10 protein-coding genes are annotated in these 19,144 nt (G+C 34.9%); all 10 read left to right on the top strand.

Going from position 1 to position 19,144, the window contains the following annotated elements:
* Positions 1-525: 525 nt before the first annotated feature.
* The 10 genes from FA046_RS11935 (at position 526) to FA046_RS11890 (ending at position 19,092) form a co-directional block, all read left to right on the top strand.
* Entirely contained in the window at positions 526-8,508 is a 7,983-nt protein-coding gene (locus tag FA046_RS11935) for a PKD domain-containing protein (RefSeq protein ID WP_136826753.1), read from the top strand.
* A complete protein-coding gene (locus tag FA046_RS11930; protein WP_136826752.1) occupies positions 8,505-9,533 on the top strand; it encodes a PorP/SprF family type IX secretion system membrane protein in 1,029 nt (342 codons plus the stop codon). Before FA046_RS11935 ends, FA046_RS11930 begins: the two co-directional genes overlap by 4 nt.
* A gap of 150 nt (positions 9,534-9,683) precedes the next feature.
* A complete protein-coding gene (gene pyrR / locus FA046_RS11925; protein ID WP_136826751.1) occupies positions 9,684-10,229 on the top strand; it encodes a bifunctional pyr operon transcriptional regulator/uracil phosphoribosyltransferase PyrR in 546 nt (181 codons plus the stop codon).
* A gap of 7 nt (positions 10,230-10,236) precedes the next feature.
* Complete coding sequence (locus FA046_RS11920) at positions 10,237-11,172, top strand: aspartate carbamoyltransferase catalytic subunit (protein WP_394347368.1); 936 nt, start codon at positions 10,237-10,239, stop codon at positions 11,170-11,172.
* A gap of 164 nt (positions 11,173-11,336) precedes the next feature.
* Positions 11,337-14,360, top strand: coding sequence for a tetratricopeptide repeat protein (locus FA046_RS11915; RefSeq protein ID WP_136826749.1), 3,024 nt, complete (start codon positions 11,337-11,339; stop codon positions 14,358-14,360).
* Between the two features lie 4 nt (positions 14,361-14,364).
* Complete coding sequence (locus FA046_RS11910; RefSeq protein WP_136826748.1) at positions 14,365-16,074, top strand: TonB-dependent receptor; 1,710 nt, start codon at positions 14,365-14,367, stop codon at positions 16,072-16,074.
* Positions 16,075-16,125: 51 nt separating this feature from the next.
* The gene (locus FA046_RS11905; RefSeq protein WP_136826747.1) at positions 16,126-17,160 is read left to right on the top strand and encodes an HU domain-containing protein; all 1,035 of its coding nucleotides are present in this window, start codon (positions 16,126-16,128) and stop codon (positions 17,158-17,160) included.
* Positions 17,161-17,165: 5 nt separating this feature from the next.
* The gene (locus FA046_RS11900) at positions 17,166-17,870 is read left to right on the top strand and encodes a MotA/TolQ/ExbB proton channel family protein (RefSeq protein ID WP_136826746.1); all 705 of its coding nucleotides are present in this window, start codon (positions 17,166-17,168) and stop codon (positions 17,868-17,870) included.
* Entirely contained in the window at positions 17,867-18,265 is a 399-nt protein-coding gene (locus tag FA046_RS11895; RefSeq protein ID WP_136826745.1) for an ExbD/TolR family protein, read from the top strand. The genes FA046_RS11900 and FA046_RS11895 overlap by 4 nt, the downstream gene beginning before the upstream one ends.
* Positions 18,262-19,092, top strand: a complete 831-nt coding sequence (locus FA046_RS11890) for an energy transducer TonB (protein ID WP_136826744.1) — start codon at positions 18,262-18,264, stop codon at positions 19,090-19,092. The genes FA046_RS11895 and FA046_RS11890 overlap by 4 nt, the downstream gene beginning before the upstream one ends.
* The last annotated feature ends 52 nt before the right edge of the window (positions 19,093-19,144 follow it).

Genomic DNA, 19,144 nt, shown 5'->3' with positions numbered 1-19,144 from the left:
TGAAAAATAATAAAATAAGGTGTTTTATGCGTGATGGTGAAATTTTAACCACAGAGCACACGGAGGTCACAGAGCTAAATGGTTACATTCAAAAAATGAAGGTGCTATTCATAATAAGTTGGCGCTTATAAAACCCTTTTGAGTTTCTTATTGATTCATCAGATTCTAAGAATTTGGGCGGCAAATTCCGGCTTTGCAGGGGTGCCGTTAGCTTTTGAAATAAAAGCTAACCAGCCGCTTGGGCGGCTGCCCTTACAATCCGGGCTGCGGGATAGTGGTATTTAAGATTTAACCCTGCAAAAAAAATAAATTTCCTGCCCGATAAAAAAATAACGATTAAACGCTCATCATTTTACAATCTATCCCCACTTATTATTTTTTAGCTAATAAATTAAAGAACTCTAAGAAATTAAACTACCTTAGGACATCTACTATAAGTTACAAATTGCTATCTATGAAATAAGTATTCCTACAACCGAATACTTACAAATGCAAGTGATCATATAGAATTTATTAATTGCTTGAATGAAGAAAAACTGCCTTTTTTTTATATTCTTTTTGATGGTTACGCTATTTAGCGTGAATGAAGGTTTTGCCTCCAAAACAGCTACTGTTTTTTCAGTTTCAGATTCTATAATCTATATTGGGCAATCCTGTATTGGCAAAAATGGTTTTAAAAAACTAGAGATAATAACACCAAAAATTGGAGATACTTATAAATGGTTTAAAAATAATTTAGTAATCACAGGACAAACAGCTAGTAGCTACACAGCCACAACGATAGGTGAGTATTTTGTAGAAGTAAAAAGCGGTACACAAACAACAAGCTCGAATAGAGTAACAGTAACAGAAGAACCTCAACTAATAGCTAATTTTACATTTATAGATGGTGTTTGCAGTAATATCCCTATTAAATTTACAAACAGTTCTACTGATACTGACCTTAGCTACCTTTGGGATTTTGGAGACACTAATTCTGGGAGCAATACTTCTAATTCTGAAAATCCTAACCATATATTCATAGGAACGACTGGTAACGGCAATCAGAATTTTATAGTCAAACTTACAATAACCAATAACGAAGGCTGTAATAGTGTAATCACTAAAACAATAACAACCAAACAATTACCAGATTTGACATTGGGTGGAAATATCGAAAATTTCGAAGGATCTGCTTACTTTGTTAAATGCACAACTGATCCTTCTTTATTCTCTTTCAGTAATCAATCATTAACAAAATTAGACAACACCAACTATCAAATAAAATGGGGTGATGGAAGCGAAGATTACAACTCTAATACCTTTTCAAGTATTATTACGCATACCTACCCTGTTGGAATTAAAACTCTAACATACGTAGTAACTGGAAAAAATGGATGTGTTGATTCAGTAAAGTATAAAGTTTTTGTTGGTGGAAATCCAGCTGTAGGGATTGGAAACCCTGGAAATACATCTGTATGTACAGGTGGAACTTTAGAATTCCCAATTACTGGTACCTCTGGAAATCCGGAGGGTACATTATATAAAATTAAAGTTAATGATCAAACTCCTGAAATAACTCTAACCCACCCTCTTCTTTTAAATTCAAATGGTGATTACATATTCAAACATACATTTAATAAAACGTCATGTGGTGTAGCAAGTAATAACGGTTCAACAAATTTTAATAATTCATTTTCAGTATCTGTAATTGCAACAAATCCATGTGGATCTTCTGGAGGATCAGTTGTTCCGATCTATGTATCTCAAAAACCTAAATCAAATTTCACTATTTCTCCCAAAAAAACAATCTGCATAAATACAGAAGTAACTTTGGTAAATACAAGTTTAACAAGTAATAATGTTTCAACAACAGGGCAGTGTACAACAGGTAAGTCTGTATGGAAAATAAGCCCATCTAATGGTTGGACAATTGTTAGTGGCAATTTAGGTGATGACTTCAACAGTAACGATCCTTCGCTTTGGGATAATGCATCTAATGTTATAAAAATTAAATTTAATACATCCATTAAGTATGAAATCTCACTTATAAGTGGCAATAATAACTGTGGAATAGATATAAAAAAAGACACCATCTGTGTAAACCCCACTCCTACAGCCGCCTTCGATTTAGACAAAACAACAGGTTGCGGTCCTTTAACCGTAAAAGCAACCAATAATTCTAATACACCACTTTGCGGTAACAATGATTACACTTGGAATGTAACTTATACCGATTCGCAAGGATGTGCAGGAACGAGTAACTTTACTTACCTCAATAATACTAACGCCAACTCAGCAAATCCAGAGTTTCAGTTTAATAATGCTGGAGATTATAGTATCAGTTTAACAACTAAAAACTCTGATGGTACTTGTTCTGCAACTTCTCCGCCACAAACTGTCAGAGTAAAAGCAAAACCAGTAATTAGTACATTTACTGTGCCCTCATCGGTATGTGTGGGAGCAAATGCCAGTTTTAACGTAGTAGCAAAAAATTGCTATTCTTCTACATTGGCAACCTATTTATGGACTTTTACTGGTGCAAATACTACAACATCTACAGTATCAAATCCAGCAAATATCTCCTACCCTACCGCAGGCACCTATGCAGTTAAATTGGAAGTAACTAATGAATGTGGCACAACTACACAAACAAAAAGTATAACGGTAAATCCAATTCCCATAATGCAATCTGTTTCAGATAAAACCTTATGCAGAGGTGTAAATTCGGGCATCATTAGTTTTGCTAATGTGGGCAATGTTTCTGGAGTTACTTATACTTGGACAAGAACAACGGGAAACATTGGTTTAACTCAAACACCTGGCACAAGTACATCTATTGCGAATTTTGTAGCTGCCAATACAGGCAATACAGTACTAACATCCACATTTACGGTTACACCAACCTTAAACGGTTGCGCAGGAACTCCTATCACCTTTAAAATTTCGGTAAATCCATCTTCTCCAACTGCTACGGCTGGCGATAGTCAAACTTTATGTAATCAAACTTCGGTTACATTAGCAGGAAATAATCCTGGAACTTTTTTAGGAAAATGGATAGAAACTTCTGGAAAAACTGGTTATACAATTGTTGATGACACTAAATTCAATACTCAAGTTACGGGTTTAACAGTTAGCCAAAACTATATTTTCAAATGGACTATCGATGGCATCGCTCCTTGCCCTGCAACTTCGGATACCGTTTCCGTTTTTAACAGACCTGAAATTACGATCGCAAACGCTGGTGCAGATGGTATAGTTTGTGATTATACAGCAAGTCCGTTAGCTAATAACAGTTATCTTCTTAAGGGAAATTCAAACGATACAAGGTCTTTTGAAACCGGAACGTGGACAATTATTAGTAAGCCATCCTCAAATAATAATCCAACTTTTTCCAACATAAATTCAAAAAATGCAACTATTAGTGGTTTAATAGCAGGAGAATATGAATTAAAGTGGACCATAACTAATGATGCTAATTGCACAAAATCTGAGGATAATGTAAAAATTACGGTTTACCCAAAACCTATTGGAGGAACTATAACAGGAAGTAATTCAGTATGTATAGGCAGTAACGTGACTTTAACTAGCACAGGTGTTACTGGGGAAATTATAGCTTGGCAATCATCTCCGAATAATTCTACTTGGACAGACATTATTAATAGTAAAAAGGCAACTATTATAGATTCGAATTTAACCTCTACAAAATATTATCGGGTAAAAGTAGCTAGTACTGGTATAGATTGTAGCAACCTTGTTTACTCCGCAGTAAAAACGGTCACTGTAGATCCTTTAACGGTTGGGGGCACTGCAAATGGTACACAAACTTACTGTTCTTCAACCAATAACGGCCTACTGAGTTTAAGTGGCAGCACAGGTAACGTAGTTAGATGGGAAAAAAGTAGCGATAATGTAAATTTTACTTCAATAACAAATTCAGCAACTTCAACATATTCTTATAATAACGTTATTAATACCACTTTCTTTAGAGCAATTTTAAAAAGCGGTACTTGTAATGAAATTGCTTCAACATCTGTTAAAATTACCATTAACCCTAATGCTGTTGCTGCAAATGCCGGAACAAATCAGCAATTATGTAATGTAAGTGAAACTACTTTATCAGGAAATGACCCATTAGGAGCCTTAGGTAAATGGACATTAATATCATCGCAAAGCGGAATCACGTTTGATGATGATACAAAATTTAATACAAAGATATTTGGTTTACAAAATGGGCAGATTTATGATTTAAAATGGACTATTTCTGGTTTAGCTCCTTGTGGATCAACATCAGCAACGGTAAAAATCACGGTGAATCCAAGTTCAATAGGAGGCACAAGTAGCGGAGCAACCACAACATGTGTGGGAAATAATTCGGGACCTTTATCTTTAATAGGAGAAACAGGTTTGGTTACTGAATGGCAATCTTCTACAAATCAAATTAACTGGACTTCGATTCCTAATTCAGCATCAAAAACTTATACCTCGGGTAATTTAAATGAGACCACCTATTTCAGAGCTATTGTAAAAAGTGGTGTTTGTGACACCGCCAGCTCCAGCATCACAAAAATCACCATTATACCTGCGGTTGAAGTTTCAAATGCTGGAGCAAATCAATCCTTTTGTAATTATACGGGCTCTATAACTCTTGATGGAAATAGTAGTGTAAACGGCGTTGGTAGATGGACTCAAGTTAGTGGTCCTTCCATTAGTTTTATAGATGCTGCCGACCCAAAAACCAAAGTTAACATCAGTCAAATTGGCGCCTATGTTTTTCAGTGGGAAATTAGCAACAGTGTTTGTCCACCATCTAAAAGTACGGTGAGTATAATTAACTATGCCCCTGTAATTAATAAAATTAATGATGCCGCTACCTATTGCTTTGGCCAACAATTTACTGTAACAGGAGACACACCCACTGGTGGAAATTTATCATATACCTATAAATGGGAAGAAAGTACAGATAACACGAACTGGCAGCCAGTAATTGGTGCTGTTAGTAAGGACCTTACTTTTACTGCACAACAAACAGTTTACTTGAGAAGAGTGGTTACTTCTGGCCCTTGCGAAGAAAAAAGTAATGCCATCTTAATTACCGTATTACCTGCTATTGCAAACAATACCATTTCTCAAAATCAAGAAATTTGTATTGGAAAACCTATTGAAAAACTATTAGGCTCTACTCCTACAGGCGGAAATAACATTTACAATTTTATATGGGAAAGTAGCTCAGACAATATTAATTGGGTGGTTATTAATGGCGCAACTGCTCCAGATTATCAACCTTTAAATCTCCTAACAGATACTTATTTTAGAAGAACCGTTACTTCTGCAGAATGCTTTAATACTCAAAAAAGTATTAGTAATGAAGTTAAAATAATCATTTATCCAAATGCGATCGCAGATTTTACCGCTAATAGTGTGAGTGCTTGTATTCCGTTTAACCTTAAAAATGTAATTACCTCAACACCTTATCCAGATAAAAATTCATCTTATGAATGGTTTGCAAATGGAGTAAGCATTGGTACAGGTATTATTTTCCCAGGTTATACCATCACTACAGATGGGGAAACAGTTGTTATTAAATTGGTGGCTCAAAGCAAATTTGGGTGTAATAATGATAGTAAAGAAATAAGTTTTACTACTGTTAAAAATGTAGTGGCGTCCTTTACAAAAGACCAACAAAAAGGCTGCGGACCATTAACTGTTAATTTCAAAAATACCTCCTTACCATTAAATGGAGGTAATTATGAGTGGAATTTTGGCAACGGAACTACTTCTAATTTAGCACAACCCAATGCAATAGTTTTTCAACCTCATCCCTTAAGTAGAGATACGACCTATATTATCACTTTAAAAGCTAAAACAGATTGTGGAGAAACTATTTTTACAGATTCAGTTACGGTAAGACCAAAACCAGTCGCCGTATTTTCTCCCAATATCACCATTGGTTGTTCGCCATTAACTGTAAACTTCAGCAATCAATCTAAAGGGTTTCCAAACACCTATACTTTTGATTTTGGTAACGGAGAAAAAATAGTAAAAACAGACAATTCATCTTTTGATTACACTTTCTTAACTACCAAAACAGATACATTTACGGTAAAACTGTACGCACAAAATGAATGCGGTATAGATTCTTCTTTTTATGATATTGTAGTTTATCCAAATACCATTAAACCAGAATTGGTCATAAACGGAAGCAGCAGTTATGGCTGTGCTCCATTTTCAGTTAAATTTTTTAATAACTCTGAGGGAGCCAACAGTTTTCTATGGGATTTTAATGACGGCAGTACGGCTACAAGTAGTGAGGTACCTGGCTTTATGTTGCATACATTTAAAAAACCAGGTACTTACGTGATTAAATTAACGGCATCTAATGGATGTTCCACAGCTATAACTACAGAAACCGTTGTGGTTTATGATCAACCCACGGTTTCATTTAAATCAGATAAATTACAATATTGCGTTGGAAATGAAGTGATTTTCACAAACAGTTCTCCCTCCAATTTCACTTTTATATGGGATTTTGGAGATGGATTTACCAGTAATGAAATTTCTCCAAAACATGCTTATAAACAATCTGGAGATTTTCTTGTGAAGCTAACCGCTATACAAACGTATCCTGACGGCACCATTTGCAGCGTATCAGGAACACAAACTGTTTCCATTCTTAACCAACCCATTGCCACTTTTAGCACCAATGCCAATGTGTTAAATTGCGCACCTTTCACCCTAAAAGTTAATGCTACACCCGCAAATGCATCTGGTGGAGTAGAATGGTATTTTGGTGATGAGGGAAGCCTAAATAATATTACTCAAGGCTATTCTAGTAGCCATACTTTTACCAAACCTGGTTTATATATTGTTAAATCTATAGCTTATAATCAAACTGGATGTATAGATTCTACCAAACAATTCATCACAATTACCGAATCTCCAATAGCTGAATTTACTACTGCAGATACTCTGATTTGTGGCCCATCAGGCAAATTAAGTTTCAGCAACAAAACCACTTACTCAGGGCTTGGATTAGTTAGTTATAAATGGTATATTAATAATACTTTAATCTCTAATCAAAAAGACCTAGATTATACTTTCAACACCCCTTCTAATGTAATTTTACCCTACATTTATGAGGTAAAATTAGTAGCGCTAACTACTATTGGCTGCCCAGATACGGTAAAACATACTATCCAATTTAATCCTTTACCTAAAGCTCAATTTGTTTTATCTAAAACTATTGATTGCTCTCCATTTATAGCTAAAACAACAAATCAATCTACATTTGCAGATCAGTTTAAATGGTATTTAGATAATGTTTTGGTATCTACAGAGCGTGAACCTTCTTCCCTATTATTATCCATACCTAACAAAAGTTACACTTTGAAATTAGTTGCTGCTAATATTTATGGCTGTAAAATAGATAGCTTAGAAAGAGTGATCAGCACCCATCCTAAACCTGTTGCTATTTTTACAGTAAATGATAGCATTAGCTGCAATGGAAAACTCGATCTTAAAACTTTAAACAAAAGCATTGGTGCTAGTTCTTATGTTTGGAATTTTGGTGATGCAACTCCAGAAAGTAACAGTGCCTCTCCTACTCATACCTACGGCATACCCGGCACTTACGTTTTAAGATTAATTGCATCAAACGGATTTTGCAAAGACACTAGCTTTGTAAATATTAATATTGCACCTGTAACCAAAGCGGCTTTTATAGCTAATAAAACTCAAGGCTGTACTCAAATAGAAGTCGCATTTGAAAACCTTTCTGTCAATGCTAACAGCTATTTATGGGATTTTGGAGATGGCTCTTTTTCATCAAGTAAAAACCCAATTCATACATTTAATTATCAAAACTCTCCTTTTAGTGTAAAATTAATTACTTATGGTTTATATGGTTGTAGCGACACTACTGTTAAAGTAAACTATATCACCATTACCGCTCCGCCAAAATCAGATTTTGAAGTTTTACCAGATAGCATCATTAAAATCCCTGATTATACTTTTGCTTTCAAAAACAAGAGCACTGGCACTCCTGTAAAATTTATTTGGGATTTTGGTAATGGCAAAAAATCAACAGAAGAAAATCCTTCTTATACTTATGCAGACACAGGATCTTATAAAGTACAATTAATTGTATTTAACAAAGAAAACTGTGCCGATACCATTTCTAAAAACTTAAGAATTAACGGAGTACCTGGCTATTTATTTATCCCAAATGCTTTTGAACCTGGCAGTGAGAAACAAGAGTTAAGAACTTTTAAGGTCAAAGGATCTGGTATAGCAGAATATGCTATAAAAATCTTTAATAAGTGGGGCGTAATGATTTGGGAAAGCACTTTATTAGATGAAGATGGAATTCCCACTGAAAGCTGGGATGGAAGCATGATGGGCCAACCTGCACCACAAGGCGTTTACATTTGGAATGTTTATGCGAAATTTATAGACGGAAGCGAGTGGAAAGGCATGAAATACAATACAGGAACAAAAATAAGAACAGGCCCAATACATTTAATACGATGAAGAATATCTTATCATTTTTAGTAATTGGTATTCTCACTTTAAATAGAGCTTATAGCCAAGATCATATTTATTCTCAATTTTACAACTCGCCACAATATTTAAATCCAGCATTAAATGGTCAGTTTGATGGCGATTTAAGAATGAATTTGATTTATCGAAATCAATGGTCAAACGTTGCCGGACCTTTAACCTATTATACCTTATCTGCAGATATTAATGTTCCCCAGTTTGGAGGTGGTTTTGGAGCAATCATAAGTAAATCAAGTGAAGGAACTGCTTTTTTAAATAAAACAAATTTCTCAGGCATTTACTCCTATAGTGTGGAATTTGGCAATAGCGGCACCCTGTCTTTTGGAATACAAGGTGGACTAACGAGTAGAAAAATTGACTATGATAAACTCGTTTTTTATGACCAATTAGATAATGAAGGAGTAATAGCTGGGGGTATTTCATCTGCAACTCCACCAGAATTTAATAATAAATTCTTTTTTGATTCTGGCGCTGGTATAAATATGGTGATTGGTAGTTTTATGATTGGCGGAGCCGGTCAACATTTAAACAAACCAAATGAATCATTTACTGGTACAAAATCTTCGCTTCCGTTAAGGTTAAACGGTTATATGAGTTATAAATTAATTTTAGACCCTTTTGATGATGAGGATAGCCCTTCTATTACTCCATCAGTTTTATATTACCAACAGGCGCAAATCCAGTCTATAAGTGCTGGCTTTCAAGTTAAGAAAAGAGGGGTAAATATTGGCCTTTGGTATAGAGGAGAAGCCAAACAAAAAGATGCCATTGTTTTCTCGCTCATATTAGACATTTTTTCTAAAAGAGATTATGAAGACAAGGTGCGCCTTGGATTTAGTCATGATGCCACATCAAGCAGATTGGGTTATGGAAATACTGCGGGCACAACAGAAGGTGCCTTAATTTATGAAACTAGTTTTTCAGGCTCATCTGGTTACAATAGAAACTATTACAGAAACAATAATAACAGCAAAAAATGCTATGATTTTTATTGATCTAAGACTTTTATGATCTCTTCGCTTACTTAAAATATCCTTTTAACTTTAAACTGGTGTAAACCTATTTCTTAACAATTCTCATTTATTATGAAATAAGCTATTGTGAAAATCTAATTTTTCCTATTTTTGCCCAAACCAACCGAGCTGATGCAAAATTTAACCCTTCTTGATGGTCAAAAATTTCAAATCACGATAGAACGTCTTTGTCATCAGTTAATAGAAAATCATAACGACTTTTCTAACTCCGTAATTTTAGGAATTCAACCACGTGGAATTTATCTCTCTAAAAGAATTGCTCAAGAATTAGGTAAAATATTACCTGATGCAAAAATTGATAATGGCATTTTAGACATTACCTTTTACCGAGACGATTTTAGAAGAGGCGATAGCCCTTTGGTTCCCAACAGCACACAAATAGATTTTATTATTGAGGGCAAAAAAGTCATTTTAGTAGATGATGTATTGTGGACAGGCAGAACCATTAGAGCTGCCATGGATGCAATGTTGGCTTTTGGCCGACCAGAAAAAGTAGAGCTTTTAGTATTGGTAGATAGAAGATACTCTAGACATTTACCTATTGAGCCAGATTATATTGGCATAAAAGTAGATTCTATCTCTTCGCAAAAAGTAGTGGTAAGTTGGAAAGAAACAGACCACGAGGATAAAGTAATTTTGATTTCAGAGCAGGTATAAAAATATTATGGCAGCATCACAAAGATTAAGCAGTAAACATCTTTTAGGCATCAAAGACCTTAACACACAAGATATTGAACTCATTCTAGAAACTGCAAATAATTTTAAAGATGTCATCAATCGTCCCATTAAAAAAGTACCCTCATTAAGAGACATTACCATTGCCAATATATTTTTTGAAAACTCTACCCGTACCAAATTATCTTTTGAATTAGCTCAAAAAAGGCTTTCTGCCGATGTCGTAAATTTTGCAGCTTCCAGTTCATCAGTAAGTAAAGGCGAAACCTTAATTGATACCGTTAACAACATCTTATCTATGAAAGTAGATATGGTGGTAATGAGACATCCCTACCCTGGCGCTGGCGTATTTTTAAGTAAGCATATTAATGCGCAAATAGTAAATGCCGGAGATGGCGCACATGAGCATCCTACCCAAGCTTTATTAGATGCTTTTTCTATCAAAGAAAAACTAGGCGAAGTAGCCGGTAAAAAAGTGGTAATAGTGGGCGATGTTTTACACTCTAGAGTGGCTTTATCTAACATTCTTTGCCTGCAAAAATTAGGTGCCGAGGTAATGGTTTGCGGACCAACCACCTTGATCCCAAAATACATTCACACTTTAGGCGTAAAAGTAGAGCACAATTTAATGAAAGCCTTAAACTGGTGCGACGTAGCCAACATGTTACGCATACAGCTAGAAAGGCAGGATATTAAATATTTCCCTTCTTTAAGAGAATATTCTATGATGTATGGTTTAAACAAACAAATACTAGATTCTCTGGATAAAAAAATTATTGTAATGCACCCTGGGCCAATTAACCGAGGAGTAGAAATCACCAGTGATGTTGCCGATAGCCAACAATCTATCATTTTAGACCAGGTAGAAAATGGAGTAGCCGTAAGAATGGCAGTGCTTTATTTATTGGCCAGTCAAAAAGGATAATTCTTATTCTGCTTTCTAAATAAAAAGAAGCATTTCTCTCATCTTCAAATATTATTTATTCAAAAAATGCGTTTCAAAAGCAGTTTATCAACAGGTGTTAGTTAAATATGTGAATTGAACCCTTTCTTATCTTGTAATTTAGAAATATCGATTTTAAATCTATTATGCTCAAAAAAACGACAGTATTCCTTGCTTTATCTTGTTTCATTAAAGTTTCATCAGCACAAATCCCTGCCTATTTTGACATCAATTCCAAATATAAAACCGGCTTAGAACTCATAGAAAAAGGGAAATTTGCCGCAGCTTCTGCTATATTTTATGATGTAGAAAATATCAAAACCACCCACACTACGCTTACAGAAAATAATGCTGCATTATCTGAAATAAAAGTAAACAGCGAATACTACCGGGCTTTATGTGCTTTAGAACTCAGTAATTCTGATGCCGAACAGCTTTTTAAAAAATTCATTAAACAACATCCAGAAAGTCCAAAAACCAAGCAAGCTTATTTTCAGGTGGGTCGCTATTATTTTAAACAAGCGCAATATGAAGAAGCTTTAAATTGGTTTACCAAAGTAAGTTCTATTGATTTAACCGGAAAAGAAGATACCGAATACAAATTTAAAACTGCCTATTCTTACTTTGAAACCAAAGATTTTGCAAGTGCAAAACCTCTTTTTGGATTAGTTAAAGACGCCCCATCAGAATATACAGAACAAGCCACTTACTATTACGCTTATATTGCTTACGCCGATAAAGAATACGCTATTGCACTTCAAAACTTTGAAAAATTAAAAAACTCTAAAAATTACGAAGCCAGTTATCCCTATTACATTTCTGCCATTTACTTTTTAGATAAAAGATACGATGATGTGATTAGCTATGCAGTTCCAATCGTTCAAAATACCAAGCAATTAAACGAAACAGAACTTTTTAGAATTATTGGCGCTTCTTATTTCGCCAAAGCTGATTATCCAAACGCTTTAACTTATTATGAGCGTTTTATGAAGAAAGATTTAGGCAAAACTCAAAACAATCAGGATGATTATCAAATTGGCTACACCTATTATAAACTTCAAAAATACAATCAATCTATTGAGCAATTAGGTAAACTAATTAAAGATAAAAGTGCCTACAGTCAGTTTGGATTATACCATTTAGGAGACGCTTATTTAAGTACAAAAAACAAACAAAGCGCCAGAAATTCTTTTCAGGTAAGTTCTAAATTAGATTTTGATAAGCAGATTAAAGAAGACGCCCTTTATAACTTCGCTAAGCTTTCTTATGAATTAGAGTTCCATAACATTGCTTTAGATGCCATTCAGGAATATTTAAAAACCTATCCTCGTTCTACTAAATTAAATGAGGCAAAAACTTTATTAGCGAAGGTTTTATCTAGCACAAAAAATTACAGAGATGCTATTGATGTATTAGAAAGCATCTCAAACAAATCAGAAGACGCACAAGAAGCCTATCAAAAAGTCACCTATTTTAGAGCCTTAGAGTTTTATAACGAACGAGCTTTTGAAAATGCTATTGGTGTGTTTTTAAGATCAAACAATTTCCCGGTAGATGCCGAAATTCATGCTTTAGCAACCTATTGGTGTGCCGAAGCCATGTATGAAGTAAAAAAATATGGCGAATCTGTTAACTTTTTTGAAGAGTTTTTAGGAATGCCTGCTGCTAAAAAGACCGATCTTTATAATTATGCCAACTATGCTTTAGGTTATGCAGCACTAGAAGGAGAAAACTACCCTAAGGCAGCAACTTATTTAGCTAAATTTTTAAACGGAAGTGAGAAAGATCCTAAAACAGTTTCTGATGCCACATTAAGATTAGCCGATGCTTATTTTGGTGCTAAAAACTATGGAAGTGCCCTGGGCTATTACAACAGGATTATTTCTCAAAATAGCAGTAGCGAAGATTATGCCTTATTTCAGAGAGGTGTAATACAAGGTTTACAAAGCCAATCGGAAGCAAAAATAGCTACCCTACAATCTTTATTAAGTCAGTTCCCAAATTCTAATTATGCTGATGATGCCGGATTTGAGATTGCTTACACCTACTTTTTAATGGGACAAGGCGAAAGAGCTCAAACAGATTTAACCACCTTAATTCAAAAATATCCTAGAAGCTCTTACATTCCAAGAGCCTTAGTGACTATTGGTTTGGTTTATTACGATCAAAAAAATGACCAGGCTGCATTAGAAACTTTCAAAAAAGTAATCAGCGATTATAAATCAACAGATGAAGCACAACAATCATTAAAACTGATTGAAAGAATTTATATAGACATGGGCAATGCATCTGATTTTATTAATTATGCAAACACCACCTCTATTGGTAACTATTCTATTTCTGAGCAGGATAATATCATGTTTCAGGCTGCCAACACCCGCTTTTTAAGAAACGATTGGGAAGGAACGGTAGAATCTGTAAATGCCTATTTCGATAAATTCCCAAAAGCCATTCAAGATAAGCAAGCCAAATTTATAAGAGCCGAAAGCTATAAGAACTTAGCGAAATTTGCACCTGCTATTGTAGATTACGAATACATTTTAAACGATTGGACCAGTGAATATACCGAGAAAGCTTTAATTAGTATTTCTAAAATTTATATGGGCAATAAGCAATACAATGAAGCTATTGTTCACCTTAAAAAACTGGAAATTGCCTCAGAATACAAGGCCAATTATACTTTCGCCATCAATAATTTGATGATAGCCTACGCCGGAATTTTAGTGCCAGAGCAAACACTTAAATATGTAGAGTTGGTAAAAAATTACGAGAAATCATCAGAAGAAGATAGAAATAAAGCGGGTTTATATGCCGGCAAAGCCTACCTTTTAAATGGAGACACCACTACCGCTAAAAAAGAATTAGAAGGCGTAATTAAAGCTACTAAATCTGTTGCAGGGGCCGAAGCCTTATACAATTTGGCAGAAATTCAATATCAAACCAAAGATTATAAAACCTCTCAAAAAACTTGTTTTAATTTAATTAATAACATGCCTAGTTATGATTATTGGGTAGCCAAAAGCTTTATTCTTTTAGCGGATAACTATACCGCTGTAAAAGATAATGTACAGGCCATAGCCACTTTAAAAAGTGTGTTAGACAATTATGAAGGTAAAGATGAAATCCTGGAAACAGCACAACAAAAACTAGATCAACTGAATAGCAAATAAGAACATGACCAATAGATATAAAATAGCCCATACCATTTTCTTAGCCTGTTTTTTTGGTTTTAGCAGCAACGTTAAAGCACAAGACAAACCAGTTGTAAAAGCAGCAACAAAAGACACCACAAGAACGTCTGTTACCGAAGAAATTGAAGTGATACGTTCTTATAAACCCGTTCTTGCTGATGCCGTTAAAATTAGACGTAGCCCAGATTTAAACGATAATAAACCCTTTAACCCAAAGGTGAGCTATGATTTGTTGGATAAAAGATTAGAACTCAATAGCGGCATTAGAGAACTGGAAGCCCAAAAATTAATTGTCGAAAAACAAGCTGCAAATAAAAACAACTTTGCTAAAATTGGTTTAGGAAATTTAGGAACCACCTTAGGCCAATTAAACTTGGCTACCGGCCAAGATGAAGCTTTACAGGCTGGCTTCAATTTCAATCACCTTGGAATGAAAGGGAAATTGAATTCGCAAAATATAAGCAAACAAGAATTTAGTGGCTTTGGCCGAAGCATTGGCGATGCCTTGGTATTAGAAGGGAAACTTGGTTATAATAGAAGTAGCCTTTTCTTTTATGGAATAGGTGATGACAATAACATGATTGATATTTCTCCGGAAAAACAAAAATTCAACGTTTTTGAAGGCGAAGGAGTGGTTTATAACCGTACTGATGCAGATGATGAAAGTAATTTAGATTTTGCCGGCAAAATAAATGCTTCTTTGTTTAACAACGCTTTTTCTGCTAAAGAATCTACGGTGATTCTATCGGGTGGTGTAAGCAAAAATCTAAGTAAGTTTCAAATTGGAGCTAATGGTTTGGTAGATTTTACCTCCAGTAAAGATGTAACTTACAGTTTAAACAATCACTTTTTTAAGGTAAATCCCTACATTAAAATCAATACAGAAATTTTAAGATTAACAGCCGGTATCAATTACGTCAATGAATTTGGCTCCAACCAAAGAATCCATTTCTTTCCGGCTGCAAGTTTAGATTTTATGCTGATCAAAAATTACCTTACCATTTTTGGGAATTTTGGTGGCGATGTAGCTAAAACAAGACTTAAAGACTTAATCGGACTTAACCCCTATTTAAATGAAAACATCAATTTAAAAAACACCATTACAAAGTTTGATGCCGCAGGAGGAATTAGGGGGACTTTTGCAGCCAACATCGGCTATAAAGCCATGGTATCTTATCAAACACTTAGTGATTTTTCTTACTTCGTAAATAATATAGATCAACCTCAAAAATTTGATGTGGCGTATTTTACCGGTAATACCAAAGTTTTAGGTTTTACAGGCGAAGTGAACATGAACTTTTCTGATGCTTTCAACCTAGATTCTAGGTTGACTTTAAAACAATATGATAACAGCACCGAGCCAAATGCTTGGTTGTATCCTGGCTTTGTATTAAACTCAACGGCTTCTTTTAAAATTGTAGATAAAGTAAAAATTGAAGGTGATTTACTTTTCCAGGGAGATTCTAAAGCTAAAATTTTAAGTTACGATACCAGCCCAACTCCTCAAGTCATCACCACTATTAAAACAATTAAGGCTTTCGCCGATATTAGCGTTGGCGCAGAATATCAATACAACAAACAAATTTCGGCATTTTTAAGAGTGAATAATATCATCGGAAACGAATATCAGAAATTACCTTATTACCCAAATTATGGAATAAATATTTTGGGTGGTGTGAGTTATGGATTTTAGTTTGTAGATTTTTTGCAGTACTGCTATTAAAAAAAGTATTTTTACGCCTTTATGGATATATCACCTTATTTCGCCGAATTGATAAACGCCAAAGACCACGTGGTTGTGCCTAGTTTAGGAAAGTTTTATCAAAAGCGATCAGCAGGATACTACGATGAAGGAACAGAAACTTTTTATCCGCCTTCTACCAAAATAGATTTTACTACAGAATACCGTCATGATGATAAATTGGTTCAGTTAATCAGTCAACGAAACAATACCTCATTAACATCTGCTTACGCGATTTTAGACGAGTATGTAAAAGACCTCAAAACCATTTTAAAAAGCCAAACAGTTCATATCAACAATATTGGCGAACTTACTTTAGATGGTGAAAAGTTAACTTTACAATCAGATACCAAATCAGAAAACAGTAAAGATTTTTTTGGCTTAACACCGATAGATGCAAAAGCCCTCAACTTATCAGACGCCGAAGCTGAAAATTATAGTCTTGCACAACAAGCCTTAAATACAGCCATGCCCAATGAGTTTGATGAACACAAAAGCATTACCTTAAAAATTGTTTTAGTTTTTGTTATTGCGGCGATAATAGGGAGTTTAATTGCTGTTTATTATTTAAACCCCAATTTTTACCAAAACTTATATCAACAATTAAAAAAAGAAACCGTTAGTGAAAAACCTGTAACGGTAAATCAAACTCCAAGTGCTCAGGCTATTCAAAAAGCTGATTCTGTGTATAATAACGCAGATATTGAAGCTAAATTAAAAGCAAAAGGTTTTGAAGTAGAAGAAGCAAAAGATTCCACTGCGGTTTCTGTAAATCAAAAGCAGATACCAAAGAAAAGTGATATTCGTTATGAAATTATCATTGGTTTATATTTAAAAAAGTCTGATGCTTTAAAAAGAGTTACTCAATTAAAAGCAAATGGAATTAACGCCTATATTGTAGAAGATGCTGATGGACCAATGATTAAAATTAGTGGCGCTACTTTATACAATGAAGCAGAAGCAAATCAAGAACTAAAAAGAATTAGAGAACAACTAAATCCCGAGGCTTTTATTAAGCCTATAAAACCTTTAAAATAAAAAATATGCTCTTACAAGATACCAGTGCTTTACAACCTTTAACTGATACCGTAACCAACACCATTAATGCTTTACAGGCTACCCAAGGAGAAGAGTTAAGTCTATTTGAATTACTCACCAAAGGAGGCTGGGTAATGATTCCGCTGGCTGCTTTGGCTTTATTAGGATTGGTTATTTTCTTCGAAAGATACATCACCATCAGAAAAGCATCAAAAGACGAGTCGCAATTAATTACACAGGTAAGATCAAGCATTAAAACCGGGAATTTAGACGCCGCCATTGCAATTTGTAGAAGCAGTAATACGCCAATTGGCAGAATGTTGCAAAAAGGTTTATTAAGAATAGGCCGACCAATAAAAGATATTGAAGGCGCTATAGAAAACATTGGGAAACTAGAGGTTTCTAAGCTGGAGAAAAACATCAGCATTTTAGGAATTATTGCCGGTATTGCGCCCATGTTAGGTTTTGTGGGAACAATTATTGGTGTAATTACCATTTTTCATGATGTATCTGTAAAAGGAGTGATAGAAATTGGAACCATTTCTGGTGGTTTATATGTGAAGATGATTTCCTCAGCAACTGGCTTAATCATTGGTATTATAGCTTATGTTTTCTATAATATCCTGAATATTATGGTTGATAGAATGATTTTAAAAATGGAGACAGATGCCATTGAATTTATAGACTTGTTAGAAGAACCAGGACGATGAATTTAAGAAACAGAAAAAGACCACATGTAGAAGTTCATACTTCGGCATTAAACGACATCATGTTTTTCTTGTTGTTGTTCTTTTTGCTGGCATCTGCCGTGGTAAATCCAAATGTGGTGAAACTATTTTTACCTCGTTCTAGTTCAGGGCAAGCCTCTCCTCAAAAAACCATTAACGTTTCTATCACTAAAAATTTAGAATATTTTGTAGAGAAAGAGCAAGTGACAATGGAAACGTTGGAGCAAAAGATAATTCCTTATCAGCAAGCAAATCCAGATTTAACCATCATTTTATATGCTGATAATACCATTGCAATTCAAAACATTGTGAGTTTAACAGATATTGCCAACAAGTTAAAAATTAAATTAGTGTTGGCCACCGAACCAAAAAAATGATAGGTACAATTAAAAATAACTCAGATAATAACTACCCAAAAGCCATTGCCATTTCTGTCGCAATTTTGGTTGGACTTGTATTGCTGAGCATTTTTTATATCGTAAGCAGGGCGCAACCTCAAGAAGAAGTGGGTATTGGCGGCATCATAGTTAATTATGGCACATCCGACCAAGGAATGGGTGATGATTATATGAGTGTGGAAGAGCCATCGGTAGATCCTAATGCCAACCTCACCCCTCCTGATAAAATTATACCTAATACCAATCCTACTCAAAACACCAATACCGCAACCGCCGATAATAACATAGTTACGCAAGATAACGAAGATGCGGTGAGCATAAATACCAAAGAAAAAAGTACCAACAACGCCCCAACAACCACAAAAGACACTAAACCAAGTACGCCAGCCATTAATCAAAATGCTTTATACAAAGGCAATAAAAATGCAGGTACGGGTAAAGGTGATGGAACTGGAACTGTAGCTGGGAACCAAGGTAAACCCGAAGGCGACCCATTGAGTAATAGTTATGATGGTACAGGTTCTGGAAATGGTGGAATTGCACTTTCTTTAGCCAGCAGAAGATTTGTAAGCTTGCCTTCCATAAGTGATAAAGGACAAAAATCAGGAAAAATTGTAGTAGAAATAAGAGTAGACCAATATGGAGTAGTCACCAGAGCAAAAGCTGGCGCCAGAGGTACAACCTTATCCGATGCTGATTTATGGGAGAAGTGTGAAGCCGCAGCATTAGGTTCTAGGTTTAACACCTTAGCCTCTGCTCCCGAAACACAAGTCGGAACCATTGTGTTCAACTTTAAAGTGAAGTGATTTCATGTTATAAGTTATAAGTTTTTAAGTAATAAGTTCCCTGCTTGGATAG

The organism is Pedobacter cryophilus (genome assembly GCF_005116455.1).
GTDB lineage: Bacteria > Bacteroidota > Bacteroidia > Sphingobacteriales > Sphingobacteriaceae > Pseudopedobacter > Pseudopedobacter cryophilum.
Note: the sequence above shows the minus strand (reverse complement) of the source record. Positions and strands in the feature narration are given on the sequence as shown.

What these genes read in the sequence shown, in the direction of transcription:
- FA046_RS11935 (WP_136826753.1), top strand. Translation starts at nt 526, where the DNA reads ATGAAGAAAAACTGCCTTTTTTTTATATTCTTTTTGATGGTTACGCTA.
- FA046_RS11930 (WP_136826752.1), top strand. Translation starts at nt 8,505, where the DNA reads ATGAAGAATATCTTATCATTTTTAGTAATTGGTATTCTCACTTTAAAT.
- pyrR (WP_136826751.1), top strand. Translation starts at nt 9,684, where the DNA reads ATGCAAAATTTAACCCTTCTTGATGGTCAAAAATTTCAAATCACGATA.
- FA046_RS11920 (WP_394347368.1), top strand. Translation starts at nt 10,237, where the DNA reads ATGGCAGCATCACAAAGATTAAGCAGTAAACATCTTTTAGGCATCAAA.
- FA046_RS11915 (WP_136826749.1), top strand. Translation starts at nt 11,337, where the DNA reads ATGCTCAAAAAAACGACAGTATTCCTTGCTTTATCTTGTTTCATTAAA.
- FA046_RS11910 (WP_136826748.1), top strand. Translation starts at nt 14,365, where the DNA reads ATGACCAATAGATATAAAATAGCCCATACCATTTTCTTAGCCTGTTTT.
- FA046_RS11905 (WP_136826747.1), top strand. Translation starts at nt 16,126, where the DNA reads ATGGATATATCACCTTATTTCGCCGAATTGATAAACGCCAAAGACCAC.
- FA046_RS11900 (WP_136826746.1), top strand. Translation starts at nt 17,166, where the DNA reads ATGCTCTTACAAGATACCAGTGCTTTACAACCTTTAACTGATACCGTA.
- FA046_RS11895 (WP_136826745.1), top strand. Translation starts at nt 17,867, where the DNA reads ATGAATTTAAGAAACAGAAAAAGACCACATGTAGAAGTTCATACTTCG.
- FA046_RS11890 (WP_136826744.1), top strand. Translation starts at nt 18,262, where the DNA reads ATGATAGGTACAATTAAAAATAACTCAGATAATAACTACCCAAAAGCC.